Raw genomic sequence first — 12443 nt, 5'->3', positions numbered from 1 at the left:
CGGATCGTTGGTCTCGTGCCCGAACTCCACGGGCTCGGCCAGCCGCACCCAGGACATGCCGGTCGCGCGAACGGCGGGAGAGGGCCGGGCATGGGCGAACGCCACACCGGGGGCGACGACGATGTACGGCCCGTTCTCCTCGACGCCCGCGATCATCTCGGCGGTGTACTCGGCGGTGGTGAAGCCCGCGTCCACCATGAGTCCACCGGCGACCGCGATCGCCTCACGCCAGTCCGCCGCCCGGGCGTCGAGCCGTACGCACCCGGCCGGAAGCAGATCTATCAGTTCGTCCATGGCGCGAAATCTTCGCATCCCCGCCCCGCTCACCAGGGGGCGAGGGGGCCTCGGGGCGCGGCCGCCCTCCGAGGCGGGAACCGGCCCAGCCCAGCAGGAAGCCCGCCGGGATGGTGATCAGGCCCGGGTTGCGCAGCGGGAACCAGTGGAAGTCGCGGTCGGGGAAGACCGCGAGGGCGTCGCCCGAGACCGCCGGGGAGAAGACGATCGTGAGGAGGGTGAGGCCGATACCGCCGTACATCGCCCAGCGCATTCCGGTCACTGTGAAGCCGCGCCACATCGTTCCGTAGAGCAGGACCGGGAGGAGCGCGGAGGCGGCGGCGGTGAAGGTGAAGGAGATCAGGATCTGCCGGTTCCAGTGCTGGGTCACCATGGCGAGGGCGACGGCCACCACGCCGACGCCCACGATCGCCGCCCGGGCCGCGGCCAGTTCGCGGGCCGGGGAGAGCCGCTCCGGGAGCACGACCTTGGCCAGCACGTCGTGGGCGAGGGAGGCCGCGGCGGCGAGGGTGAGCCCCGCGACGGCCGCGAGCGTGGTGATGACGACCGCGCAGGCGACGAGGGTGAACAGCAGGCTGCGGTGGGCCGCCTCGGCCCCCGGGTCGAGCGCGCGGGTGAGCAGCAGCAGGGAGTTGGTGCCGGTGGGGTCGGCGGCGCGCAGCGCCGGGGTGCCGACGATGGCCGTGGCGCCCGCACCGACGATCACGATCAGCCCGCCCAGCACGGCGACCGCCCCGACGGCCCAGGTCGTGGCGGCGCGGGCGGCCCGCGCGCCACGGATCGGATGGAGCCGCATGGTGATGTGCGGCAGACAGGCCGCGCCCACCGCCAGGGTGAGCTGGATGCTGATGACCTCCAGCTTGCCGGTGAGCGAATCGCCGAACTGGCGGCCGGACTCCCAGAAGGCGTCGCCGTAGCCGCTCTTGTCGGCCGCCGCGCCGAAGAGGCTCGCCGGGTTCCAGTCGAAGCGCTTGACGACGAGCACGGCGAGCAGGATGAACGCGCCGAGCAGGATGACGGTCTTGAGGACCTGGATGAAGCCGGTGCCCTTCATCCCGCCGAGGGCGGCGTAGCAGACCATGAGGGAGCCGATGAAGATGGTGCAGCCGGTGACCGACGCGGCACCGGGGATGCCGATCAGCAGGGACATCATGTCGCCCGCGCCGTTGAGCTGGACGGTGAGCAGCGGCATCGTGACCACCAGCACCAGCACGGCGGTGCCGATACGGGCGGGGCGCTCGCTCAGCCGCTCGGACAGCACGTCGCCCAGGGTGTACCGGCCGTGTCCGCACAGGGGTCCGGCCATCACCAGCAGGAACAGCAGGATCGAGACCACGGTGGACATGGTGATGAGGACACCGTCGAATCCGGCGATGGCGATGGTGCCGGTGGTGCTGAGGACGGTGGCGGCCGAGATGTAGTCGCCCGCGATGGCCAGGCCGTTCTGCATCGGGCCGAGGTTGCCGGTGCCGATGTAGAACTCGGAGGGGTCATCGCTGTCGGTGGCCGCCAGGATGCAGAGCAGGAACGATACGGCGATAAAGCAGGCGAACAGGACGAACGCCAGGGTCCTCGGCTCGAAACCGCCGCTCATCGCTGTCTCTCCCCGGTGTCCTCGTCGGGGGCGCGCCGCTCGGCGCGGACGAGGACGGTGACCAGGACCGCCGTGTCGGCGCCCACCAGCAGGGCGCCCACCGTGAAACCGCCGCCCGCTCCGAGGTCGATCCCTCCACCGGCGGTGCAGTTGACCACCACGGCGGCCAGATGGCAGGCCAGCGCGGCGCAGGCGGCCCGCGCCGTCCATGGCCACGGCCGCCGCCAGGGCGAGCGCCGCGCCCGGCGCTCCCCACCGTGGTCCGGACGGGCATCAGTGGGCGGGACGGGGCGCGGGCCCGTCGCCTCCGGCGGCCGCGGTGGCATGACCTCGGCGGTGCGCACCGGGCGCGGCTGTGTGGCCTGCCCCCATGCGTGATCGGACATGTCGTGCTCCTCGTGGCGATCCGTCCAGGGCGGGTGGGACGGGACCGCCACGACAGCAGCTCCCCGGGACCTCCGTACAGCCCGTCGGGGGACCGCGTGGCAGAAGCACATGATCCACTGACGGCCGTTGTGCACGCCCACACTCTTCCTGGCCGTGCGGTGCCGAGCCGCACAGGTCCGTTACCGGATCCTCACGAAACCGGTCAGAGCGACAGCAGCCCGTGCGCCGCGAGAGCGAGCGACAACTCGACGACGTCGCGGGGGCGGTGCAGCGTACGCCCGGTCAGCTGCTCGTAGCGGCGCAGCCGGTTGAGCACCGTGTTGCGGTGGCAGAAAAGCGCCCGCCCCGCCTCGCGCGCCGATCCGTCCGCGTCCAGCCACGCCGTCAGGGTCGTCAGCAGGACGTCGCGGTCGGCGGGTTCGAGCGCCAGGACGGGGCCGAGCATGCGGTCGGCGAGCGCGGTGGCCAGGTCCGGGGAGGACACCACCAGGGCCTCAGGGTAGTGCTCCTCCAGCAGCGCGGCCTCGCCGGTGGCGGGGCATGCGCGCAGCGCCGTATCGGCGAGCAGACGGGCCACGTTCACCGAGGCCAGGCCGGTGACGGCGGGGCTGACCCCGGCCCGGGCGCCGGGCTGGACCGTGAGCCCCCGCGCCACCTGCTGGGGGTGGACGTCCCCGAGGAGGACGATCGCGTGGGCGATGGACTCCCCGGTGTGCCACACCGTACGGCCACCGGCCTGGATCTCCGGCGGACGCGGCGCGCCGGGGCCGCCGGAGCCGCCGGAGCCCTGGTTGTCCAGTGCGACGACCGCGTAACGCCCCTGCTCGGGCAGGCCCAGGACCTGCTCCGCCTCCGGGAAGTCGCTCACCCGGGCGGTGCCGTCCAGCAGCGCCTCGATGATGATCCGGAACCGGTTCTCGCGGTGCCAGGCGAGCTGCCGTCCGACCTCGTGGTACGCCTCCGCGACGAGCGTGCAGTGCTCGTCGACGAAGTTCCAGATGTCGGCCGCCACATGCACCAGCCCCCGGGCGCCCACCGGGTCCTCGCGCGAGGCCGACTCCACCAGTTCGTCCCAGACGACGGTGCACCCGATGCGGAAGCCGTGCAGCAGCGCGTCCAGCGGGAGGCCCTGGGCCGCGCGGTCGGCGCCGATCCGCCAGGAGCAGGAGCGGGCCGTCTCCCGGGTCTCCTTGGGGTACAGCAGGGAGCGGACGTTGTTGGACAGCGAGTCGTTGACATCCCGCCACAGCTCGTTCGGATCGATGGACGCGGAGTTGTAGACGGGTTCTCGCTCCCGCATCAGGGCGACCACCTGATCGGTGAGCCGGGGCAGTTCGTCGATGAGGACGCGGGCGGTCCGGTGCAGCAGCGCGACGGCCTCGGGATCGGCCCGCGAGCGTACGGGCGGGCGGGCGGCGGGCATGCGGGGCAGCCCCCGGGCCCTGTCGGCAGACAGTCGGCTGGCAGGGCGCCCGGCGGCGGGGCCGGTGGCGCGGGAGCCGGTGACTGGGTGCATGACGTTCCTCCACCTCTGACGTGCGATGTGCCGCTCAACGCGGCATCATGAGGCCGGGCCCGCTCGGGGGCCAGACCTCCACCGCTATTGCATCATCGGCATACCACCCGGTCGGTGACTTCGGACAATTCCCTTCGGCGCCGCCATCGCCGTCAGGCCACTTGAGCCGGCCCACGGGGCGCCGGGAGCACAGCGATACGGTGGGGCCGCCCCACGACGCGAGAGAAAGGTGCGGCCATGGCTTCCGTGCACGGCACCCCCCTGGACATCCCCACCCTCGACGGAGTCGCCGACGCCTACCTGGCCCATCCCGGCGACGGGGACCCGCATCCCGGTGTCCTGCTGTACCCGGACGCCTTCGGGCCTCGTGCCACGGTCGAGGAGGCGGCGAAGCGCCTCGCCGGGAACGGCTACGCGGTGCTGGTGCCCAACGTCCTCTACCGGGCGGGCCGGGCGCCGGTGGTGGATCTGCCGGAGTTCATCGACCCCTCGCAGCGGACGGACCTCTTCGACCGGCTCGGCCCGCTCATGCGGGCGCACACGCCCGAGCTGGCGATGCGCGACGCGGGCGCGTACCTCGACTGGCTGGCCGCCTCTCCCCTGGTCGCGGACGGGCCCGTGGGCAGCGTCGGCTATTGCATGGGCGGTGTGCTGGCGGTGCGCACCGCGGCGGCCCACCCCGAGCGGGTCGCGGCCGCGGCCAGCTTCCACGGCGGCCATCTGGTGACGGACGCCCCGGACAGCCCGCACCGGCTCGTCGACGAGGTGTCGGCGGAGCTGTACTTCGGCCACGCCGACCAGGACCCGTCGATTCCGGCGGACCAGATCGCCGAGCTGGAGCAGGCACTGGACGCGGCCGGGGTGCGGTACCGCAGCGAGGTGTACGAGGGCGCCCACCACGGGTTCACCCAGGTCGACACCGCCATGTACGACGCCACCGCGGAGGACCGGCACTGGCAGGAGCTGCTGGCGCTCTTCGAGCGCACGCTGCGGCGGTGAGTCCGCCACCGGCGGCCGGTTGAACACACGGGTTGACCGCACGGGTTGACCGCACGGGTTGCACGCACGGGTTCACCACGCCGGTTGAACACACCGCCCCTCCCTCTCGTACTCCCCGGCATGACCGCGCATCGCACCGCCGCCTCGGCCGCCCTCGCCGGAACCGCCTCGCTGCTGCTCATCGCGGTGGGCGCCGGGCCCGCGCTGGCCCATGGGGCGCCGGTGGATCCGGTCAGCCGGACGGTGGCCTGCTCACCGGAGGGCGGGCGGGAGGCGCGGTCGGCGGCCTGTAAGGCGGCGAAGGCGGCCGGGGGCGCGGCGTTCGAGGAGTGGGACAACCTGCGCATCGCCGACGTGGGCGGCCGGGACCGGCAGCGGATCCCGGACGGACGGCTGTGCAGCGCGGGCCTCGACGGCTACCGGGGGCTGGATCTGCCGCGCGCGGACTGGCCCTCGACCCGGCTCGCCCCCGGGGCGGACCTCACGCTCGACTACAGCTCCACGATTCCGCACACCGGGACCTTCGAGCTGTATCTCACCAAGCCGGGCTACGACCCGACGCGGCCGCTGAAGTGGTCCGACCTCGACGCCAAGCCGTTCGCGAAGGTCAAGGACCCGGCACTGACCGACGGCGCGTATCACCTCAAGGCGAAGCTGCCGTCGGACCGCACGGGCCGTCATCTCCTGTACACGATCTGGCGCAACTCCAGCACCGCGGACACGTATTACTCCTGCTCGGATGTGGCGCTCTCGGCCGGGGCGAAGGACAGCCGCGCCTCGGCGCCCGCCGACGACAACACATCCAAGCCCGCCGACAACACGTCCAGGCACGCCGAACGCGCCGATGAGACCGGCGGCGGCAGCACCACGATGCCGCTGGTCGCGGGTGGTTCGGCCGCCGCGGTGCTGACGGCCGCCGGGGTGTTCGTGACACGGCGTCGCCGCCGCTGACCAGCAGCGGCGGCGACCCGTTTCCGGTGGTGATCCAGGTGCCGCGGTGAGCACGGCTGTGCGGATTACCAGCCCTTGGTCACCCGGTGCTCCTTGAGGGACGCGCAGTTCGACCCGTAGGTGAAGGTCGACTGGTTGTCGATGCCCCCGGCCCAGTCGACGCACTTCCCGCGCCCGTAGTCGTAGATCGGGCCTGCGTAGGACGTGTACAGACCTTCGTCCAGCTGCGACTCTTCCGAGCCGTTCACGTAGAGATAGGCGAACATGTTCTTCGCCGCCCCGGTCGAGTTGCGGACGGTGACGACACAGTTCTTGCCCTTGGCGGAGTTGTACGTCAGGAAGACGGTGCCCTGGGTGCCGATCGGCGCCGAGTTCACCACCTTGTACCCGCTGCCACAGGCACCGTTGTACGCGGCCTTGGCCGCCGCCGAAGCAGACGGGGCCAGGACCACGGAGCCCGCGACAGCGGAAGCCAGGACCGCGGTCGCGGCAACATAGCGTGAAATCTTCATATTTCCCCCTTGTAACCCTAGGGCGCGTTTTTGCGACGTCTAGGTGACATGTGATGGCCCAGGATGGTTGCACGGAAATCTGTAGGGATCATCGAAAATCCATGGGGATCAACGGGGATCTTCCCTCGGGCGACGAAACGCCGTGGTCCCGAAGGCTTTTGAGTACGCGTACTCATGCCGCGACGCGATCAGCCCGATGATGCTGACCGCATGCCCAGTTCACCGGCCGTGCCCGCGTCTCTCCCTCGGGTGGGGATCACCTCCGTCGGCTCCTGGCTGCCACGGCGGCGGCTGTCCTCCGAGGAGCTGCGCGGTGAGGTGGCGCGCGCCAGCGGACTCCCGCTGCCGCGCGAAGTGTTCGAGCGGGCGACGGGCATCGGCTCACGGCGGATCGCCGCTGACGGGGAGTACGCCTCGACGCTCGCGACCGGTGCCGCCCGGCGGGCCCTGGACACCGCCGGGCTCGATCCGCTCGACATCGACCTGCTGCTCTTCGCCTCCGCCAGCCGCGACATGGCCGAACCCGCGACCGCGCACGTGGTGCAGGCAGAACTCGGCTCCCGGGCCCACGCGCTGGACGTCACCAATGCCTGCAACAGCTTCGTCAACGGCATCGACATGGCGCGCGCGATGATCCTCGCCGGGCGCGCCACCCGGGCGCTGGTGGTCACCGGCGAAACCCCGAGCCGTGCCATGCGCCGCGCCCCCGAAGGCGCCGCGGAGTTCCGCGACGCCTTCGCCGGTTACACCTTCGGCGACGCGGGCGCGGCGGTGGTGGTCGAGCCGGTGGACCGCGGTGGCATCCTCGACGTCGACACCCTGACCCACTCCGAACACTGGGCCGCCGGTGGCATCTTCGGCGGTGGCTCCCGGCATCCGCGCGACGAGGAGCACACGTATTTCCGCGGTGACGGCGCACACCTGCGCACCGTCTTCGAGAAGGTGGGGACCTCCGTGCTGGACCGGGTGCGGCACCGGACCGGGCTGGAGTGGCGGGACTTCGCGCGGGTGCTCGTCCATCAGGTGACGGTGCCGTACCTGGAGCGGTTCATCGAGGCGACCGGCGTACCACGCGGCAAACTCGTCGTCACGGTAGGAGAGTTGGGCAATGTGGCCAGCGCGTCGCTCGGGGTGCAGCTGGACCGGGTGCACGGGCGGCTGACGCCGGGCGACCGGGTACTGTTCGTCGGTCTCGGCGGCGGCGTCAGCATCATGACCCTCGTATGGGAGGCGTCATGACCCGGCTGTGGGTGGTGGTTCCGGCCCATCAGGAGGCGGCCAGGATCGGCGCCACACTCGACGCGCTCGCCGCCCAGCGCGACCGCGACTTCACGCTCCTGGTCGTCGACAACGCCTCCACCGACGCCACCGGGGACATCGTCCGCCGCTTCGCCCGGCGCGCCACCTTCCCCGTCCTGCTGCTCACGGAGCCGCAGAAGGGCGTGGGCTGCGCCGTGGACACCGGGTTCCGGTACGCGATCGGGCACGGCGCCGAGATCGTCACCCGTACCGACGCCGACTGTCTGCCCCGGCCCGGCTGGACGGCCGCCGCCCGGGCCGCGCTGGGCGCCACCGGGCGGGGCATGGCCTGCGGCAGGCTCACCGCGCGCCGCGACGAACACGGGCCGCTCGGCCGGGCCGCCTTCCGCGTCCTGGTGTTCCTCGCGGCCCTCTTCGGGCGGCTGCGGCCCGCACACCGCAGGCGGCGCGGCTATCTCGCGCCGTACCGGATACACGCGGGCAACAACATGGCCATCACCGCCGGGCTGTACCTCGACGCCGGTGGCATGCCACGGCGCCCCTCCCCCACCGACCGGGCGTTCCTCAACCGGGTGCGCCGCCACACCACCGCCATCACCCGCTGCGATGGGATGATCGTGGAGAACTCCACGCGCCGGCTGCGCGCCTACGGCGTCATCGGGACCGCCCGCTGGTACCTCGACCAGGGCAGCGGACGCCACGGGGAGGATCCGCGCTGATGCTGGACCGTCTCGCCCACACACTGCGGGCCCAGCCGCACCGCCCGGCCGTCCTGGGCTGCACCCGCGCGGGCGCGCCCCGGGTGCGCGCCACCCGCGGGGAGGTGGCCGACCTCGCCGAGGCATACGCGGCCGGGCTGCGCGCCCGTGGCCTGACCGCCGGGGACACGGTGGGCGTCGCGATACGGCCCGGGCCGCGCGCGCTCGCCGTGATGCTCGCCGCCCACCGGCTGGGGCTGCGGGCCGCCGTCCTGGACCCGTCCGTGGGCCCCGATGTGCTCAGCGCCCGGCTCGCGGTGGCCCGGCCCGCCCTCGTCCTCGCCGATGCCACCGCCCAGGCCGCGGCCGGGTGGGCCCGTCCGCTGGCCCGGCGGGCCCGGCTCGCGCTGCCCGACCTCGCCACGCTCGGGCCGGTGGCCACCCTGGGGCGGCGGCTGCCGGGGTGCGCGCCGCCACTGGGCCTGTCCGCGTCGCGGGTGGCGCTGCCCGAGGCGGGCGACGACGGCACGGCGGACGCGGTCATCGTCTTCACCTCCGGTACGACGTCCCGGCCGCGCGCCGTGGTGCACTCCCGGGCCGGACTCGCCGCCGGGATGCGGTCGGTGGCCGACCTGGTCGGGCCCCGGCCGGACGTGCCCGTGCTCGGTGGCACGTTCTTCGTGCTGCTGCCGTCGCTCGCGCGGGGCGCCCCGGTCGCGCTGCCCGCCCGTACGCCGCGGATCCTCGCCCGGCAGCTCGGACGGCTGGCCCCGCAGGCCACGTATCTGACGCCACCGCGGCTGCGGGCCGCGCTCGCCGCCTCGGCCCGCTTCACCGGCCGGGTCTGGACCGGCTCGGCACCGGCGGGTGCCGAGCTGCTGGCCCGGGTCAAGCGGGCGGGCGCGGACGAGGCGTGGGGCGTGTACGCGCTCACCGAACTGTTCCCGGCCGCCGCCGTCGAGGAGGCCGAGAAGGCGGCGTTCGGCGGGACCGGCGATCTGGCCGGGGCGCCGCTGCCGGGGGTCAGGGCCCGGGTCGACGGCATGGCACCGGGGCGTGGCGAACTGCTGCTGGCCGGGCCCGCGGCCCGCCACCGCTATCTGGGCGAGGCGCCCGACCCCTGGGTGCGGACCGGCGACCGGCGCTCAGCCTCACGGCCGTCGAAAACCTCGCGGACGCCTGTGTGGCCGCCGCCGCGGGCTGGCCGCCGGGGGCGTACAACATCGCCGATGCCGTGCCGTACCACCGCGACCGCGCGATCCACGAGGTGCTGCGCGCGCACGGCAGGCGTGTCCGCGTCGGCCATCTGCCGCTCCCCCTCGCGGTGGCGGCGTCCCGTGCGGTGGAGGCCACCGCGCGCCACCGGCCGTACGCCCGCCCGGTGCTGACCCGCTACGCGGTGGATCAGCTCGCGCACACCGTCGTCCTCGACACCCGCAGGGCCCGGGAGCAGGGGTGGATCCCCCGGTGGGCCCTCGGCGACTACGTCCGGCGCGTTACGCCGGTGTGCTGGCGCGGATGACGAGACGGGTGGGAAGCTCCGGCGGCGCCGCACCGGCCGCACCCGCGGTCTGCGCGGAGGGACCGCCGTGACCGGAGTGGTGGTCGGAGTGGTGGTCGGCGCGGTGCTCGCTGTAGTGGTCGGTGTGATCGAGGAGCAGCCGGGCCGCCGATTCACCCTTCTCCACGGTGGGCTGATGGACCGTGGTCAGGGGTACGACGGCGGTGGCGGCCGCGGGAATGTCGTCGTATCCGATGACGGCCAGGTCCCCGGGGACGGCGAGGCCATGGTCCCGGGCGGCCGCGCACGCGCCGAGCGCGAGGGTGTCGGAGACGGCGAGCAGCGCGGTGGGGCGCGGGCCCGGCGCGGTGAGCAGGGTGCGCACGGCCGTGCGGATCGCGGCGAGATCGTTCCTGCCGCATTCGATGACGGTGAGATCCGTGAACGGCAGCCCCGCCTCGGCCCACGCGTCGCGGTAGCCCAGCAGCCGACGACGCAGGATCGCGCTGGTGGTGGCGAGCGCCTGGGACCAGGTGGCCGGGCCGAGCCGGGGCTGAACGGCGAGCCGGTCGACCAGGATCACGGCCCGCCGGTGGCCGAGGCCGACCAGATGGCGGGCGGCCCGCCGGGCCCCGCCGAAGTCGTCGACGGTGACGAATCCCGCCCAGGCGTCGCCGAACCGCCCACGTCCGGTGTCATGGCCGGGCGAGTCCACGGCCAGCACCGGCAGTTCGCGCTTGACCAGGATGTCCAGACCGGGGTGGTCCTCCTCCACGCTGTACAGCAGCGCGGCGTCGATCACGGCCTTCTCCAGCGCCGCGAGCGGCGCGTCGGCCACCTGCTGGACGGGGGCGGTGGCATGCCGGGCGAGCGGTCCCACGGCGGGCGGCAGGGCGAGCAGGGTCATGGTGGTGCGGCGGCGCTGGAACTCGCGGGCCACGCCCTCCAGGAAGGCGGTGGCGGCCGGGTCGGCGAAGGCCGTCTCCAGCGGGAGGGGCAGCACCACCCCGACCGTGCCGGTACGTCCGCGCCGGAGCGAGGCGGCGGCCGGGTCGGGGCCCGCGTAACCGACCTCCTCGGCGGCCTGGAGGACCCGCTCGCGCATGGTGGCGGAGAAGCGGCCGGTGTCGTTGAGGACGTTGGAGACGCTCATCACCGAGACCCCCGCCGTGCGGGCCACATCCTTCAGCGTCGCCATCCGCTCTCCCGGTTTGCTCCGGCTTCTCGTGATCGCTTGCCGCTCACCCCCATCTTATGCCACTGTGCTTTATCGATACATCAACGGTGATGTGCCGCACGAGAGGGCCTGTCCGTGAGCAGTCAGAGGCACCGCATGCCCGCCGGGGAGCCGTACGCCGCCCCCGCCCCGGCCGCCACCGCGCCGCGCCAGGCCACGAGCCCGCGCCGCCGCCCGGCTCCCGGCCACCGGACCCTCGACTGCCGGACCTTCGACCGCCCGGCCGCCCACCGTGAGGCCCACCGCAAAACCCGCGCCCCGCGCGGCATCTGAGTCCCGGCCCGGGGCCTTCGAGCGCCAACCGCGCCACACCTCACCGGCGATCGGTCAGCACACCCCGCTGCCGACCGTGACGGCCTGCCGCACGGCGCCGGACCGCCCCTGCCCGGCCGACTCCGCGTCAGCAATAGCACGAGCAAGATCCAGCACGAACCAGCAATGGGATGGACGCATGACAGCCCCGGATGAGCGCCGGATGACCGCAATACCGGCGAGTGGCGAGGCAACGGGCCTCGCCACGGCCACCACGGCGCCCCGCCCCTCCACGCACCGCACGGAGGGCTCACCGAACGCCTGGTGGCGTGACGCGGTGATCTACCAGATCTACCTCCGCAGCTTCCTCGACAGCACCGGGGACGGCATCGGCGACCTCGCCGGGGCCCGGCTGGGGCTGCCGTACCTCAAGAAGCTGGGCGTGGACGGGATCTGGCTCAGCCCGTTCTACCCGTCGCCGCAGCACGACCACGGGTACGACGTCGCCGACTACCTCGGCGTCGACCCGATCTTCGGCGATCTGGACGAGTTCGACCGCCTGGTGCACGACGCCCACCGGCTCGGGCTGAAGGTCCTGATGGACATCGTCCCCAACCACTGCTCCAGCGAGCACGCCTGGTTCCGGGCCGCCCTGGCCGAGGGGCCCGGCGGTCCGTCCCGCGCCCGCTTCCACTTCGCCGAGGGCCGCGGCGAGGGCGGCGAACTGCCGCCCAACAACTGGCACGCCATGTTCGGCGGCCCCGCCTGGAGCCGGGTCACCGAACCCGACGGCACCCCCGGCCAGTGGTACCTCCACCTCTTCACCCCCGAACAGCCCGACCTCAACTGGCGCGAGCCGTCGGTCGGCGAGCACTTCCACGAGGTGCTGCGCTTCTGGCTGGACCGGGGCGTCGACGGGTTCCGCATCGATGTGGCGGCGGGCCTGTTCAAACACCCCGACCTGCCCGACTCCGACGACCCCACCATCGACGAACGCACCCGCGACTCCGTCAACCCGCTCGCCTGGAACCAGCCGGAGATCCACGACGAGTGGCGTCGCTGGCGCGCCATCTGCGACGAGTACACGGCCCGCGACGGCAACGACCGGCTGCTCGTCGGCGAGGTCTCCGTGCCGACGCCGCTGGAGCAGGCCAAGTACGTCCGTTCCGACGAACTCCACCAGGCCTTCTTCTTCCACCTGCTCACCGCCCCCTGGAACCCGGACGTGTTCCGCAAGGTGAT

14 protein-coding genes are annotated in these 12443 nt (G+C 73.2%); 8 read left to right on the top strand and 6 right to left on the bottom strand.

Annotated features, from left to right (window positions below; all coding sequences use genetic code 11):
• From ACZ6CL_RS42110 to ACZ6CL_RS42095, 4 genes are all read right to left on the bottom strand, one after another.
• The coding region (locus ACZ6CL_RS42110) for a PTS sugar transporter subunit IIA (protein ID WP_468946672.1) at positions 1–294 on the bottom strand (294 nt) is incomplete at its 3' end.
• Positions 224–1888 carry a sodium/solute symporter gene (locus tag ACZ6CL_RS42105; RefSeq protein WP_468946670.1) on the bottom strand — a complete coding sequence of 555 codons (1665 nt, stop codon included), beginning with the start codon at positions 1886–1888 and terminating at the stop codon, positions 224–226. The genes ACZ6CL_RS42105 and ACZ6CL_RS42110, both read right to left, overlap by 71 nt.
• Positions 1885–2274 (bottom strand): hypothetical protein, encoded by a 390-nt coding sequence (locus tag ACZ6CL_RS42100; protein ID WP_468946667.1) that lies wholly within the window; start codon positions 2272–2274, stop codon positions 1885–1887. Before ACZ6CL_RS42100 ends, ACZ6CL_RS42105 begins: the two co-directional genes overlap by 4 nt.
• Positions 2275–2477: 203 nt before the next feature.
• A complete protein-coding gene (locus tag ACZ6CL_RS42095) occupies positions 2478–3791 on the bottom strand; it encodes a PucR family transcriptional regulator (RefSeq protein WP_468946665.1) in 1314 nt (437 codons plus the stop codon).
• Between the two features lie 237 nt (positions 3792–4028).
• Here ACZ6CL_RS42095 and ACZ6CL_RS42090 point away from each other — a divergent pair, with 237 nt between their 5' ends.
• Positions 4029–4790: a dienelactone hydrolase family protein gene (locus ACZ6CL_RS42090; protein WP_468946662.1), complete on the top strand. Its 762-nt coding sequence runs from the start codon at positions 4029–4031 to the stop codon at positions 4788–4790.
• Between the two features lie 120 nt (positions 4791–4910).
• A complete protein-coding gene (locus ACZ6CL_RS42085; protein ID WP_468946659.1) occupies positions 4911–5741 on the top strand; it encodes a lytic polysaccharide monooxygenase auxiliary activity family 9 protein in 831 nt (276 codons plus the stop codon).
• 65 nt (positions 5742–5806) lie between these two features.
• On the opposite strand, the gene ACZ6CL_RS42080 is transcribed toward ACZ6CL_RS42085, so the two are convergent.
• Complete coding sequence (locus tag ACZ6CL_RS42080; protein WP_468946657.1) at positions 5807–6253, bottom strand: spore-associated protein A; 447 nt, start codon at positions 6251–6253, stop codon at positions 5807–5809.
• A 210-nt stretch (positions 6254–6463) separates the two neighbouring features.
• On the opposite strand from ACZ6CL_RS42080, the gene ACZ6CL_RS42075 reads away from it, so the two are divergent.
• Genes ACZ6CL_RS42075 through ACZ6CL_RS42060 form a run of 4 tightly spaced genes read left to right on the top strand, consistent with a single transcriptional unit; the run spans position 6464 to position 9733 of the window.
• Entirely contained in the window at positions 6464–7492 is a 1029-nt protein-coding gene (locus tag ACZ6CL_RS42075) for a 3-oxoacyl-ACP synthase III family protein (RefSeq protein WP_468946655.1), read from the top strand.
• Positions 7489–8232, top strand: coding sequence for a glycosyltransferase (locus ACZ6CL_RS42070; protein ID WP_468946653.1), 744 nt, complete (start codon positions 7489–7491; stop codon positions 8230–8232). Before ACZ6CL_RS42075 ends, ACZ6CL_RS42070 begins: the two co-directional genes overlap by 4 nt.
• Positions 8232–9599, top strand: a complete 1368-nt coding sequence (locus ACZ6CL_RS42065) for an AMP-binding protein (protein ID WP_468946651.1) — start codon at positions 8232–8234, stop codon at positions 9597–9599. Before ACZ6CL_RS42070 ends, ACZ6CL_RS42065 begins: the two co-directional genes overlap by 1 nt.
• On the top strand, positions 9593–9733 hold the full coding sequence (locus tag ACZ6CL_RS42060; protein ID WP_468946648.1) for a hypothetical protein: 141 nt from the start codon (positions 9593–9595) through the stop codon (positions 9731–9733). The genes ACZ6CL_RS42065 and ACZ6CL_RS42060 overlap by 7 nt, the downstream gene beginning before the upstream one ends.
• On the opposite strand, the gene ACZ6CL_RS42055 is transcribed toward ACZ6CL_RS42060, so the two are convergent.
• Positions 9708–10910 carry a LacI family DNA-binding transcriptional regulator gene (locus ACZ6CL_RS42055; RefSeq protein ID WP_468946646.1) on the bottom strand — a complete coding sequence of 401 codons (1203 nt, stop codon included), beginning with the start codon at positions 10908–10910 and terminating at the stop codon, positions 9708–9710. The genes ACZ6CL_RS42060 and ACZ6CL_RS42055 overlap by 26 nt on opposite strands.
• 114 nt (positions 10911–11024) lie before the next feature.
• Here ACZ6CL_RS42055 and ACZ6CL_RS42050 point away from each other — a divergent pair, with 114 nt between their 5' ends.
• Positions 11025–11222 (top strand): hypothetical protein, encoded by a 198-nt coding sequence (locus tag ACZ6CL_RS42050; RefSeq protein ID WP_468946645.1) that lies wholly within the window; start codon positions 11025–11027, stop codon positions 11220–11222.
• A gap of 202 nt (positions 11223–11424) precedes the next feature.
• Positions 11425–12443 (top strand): alpha-amylase family glycosyl hydrolase (locus ACZ6CL_RS42045; protein WP_468946643.1); only part of this gene is annotated, 1019 nt, incomplete at its 3' end.

The organism is Streptomyces sp. NPDC041200, assembly GCF_055591805.1.
This window is presented reverse-complemented; position numbering and strand designations above follow the sequence as displayed.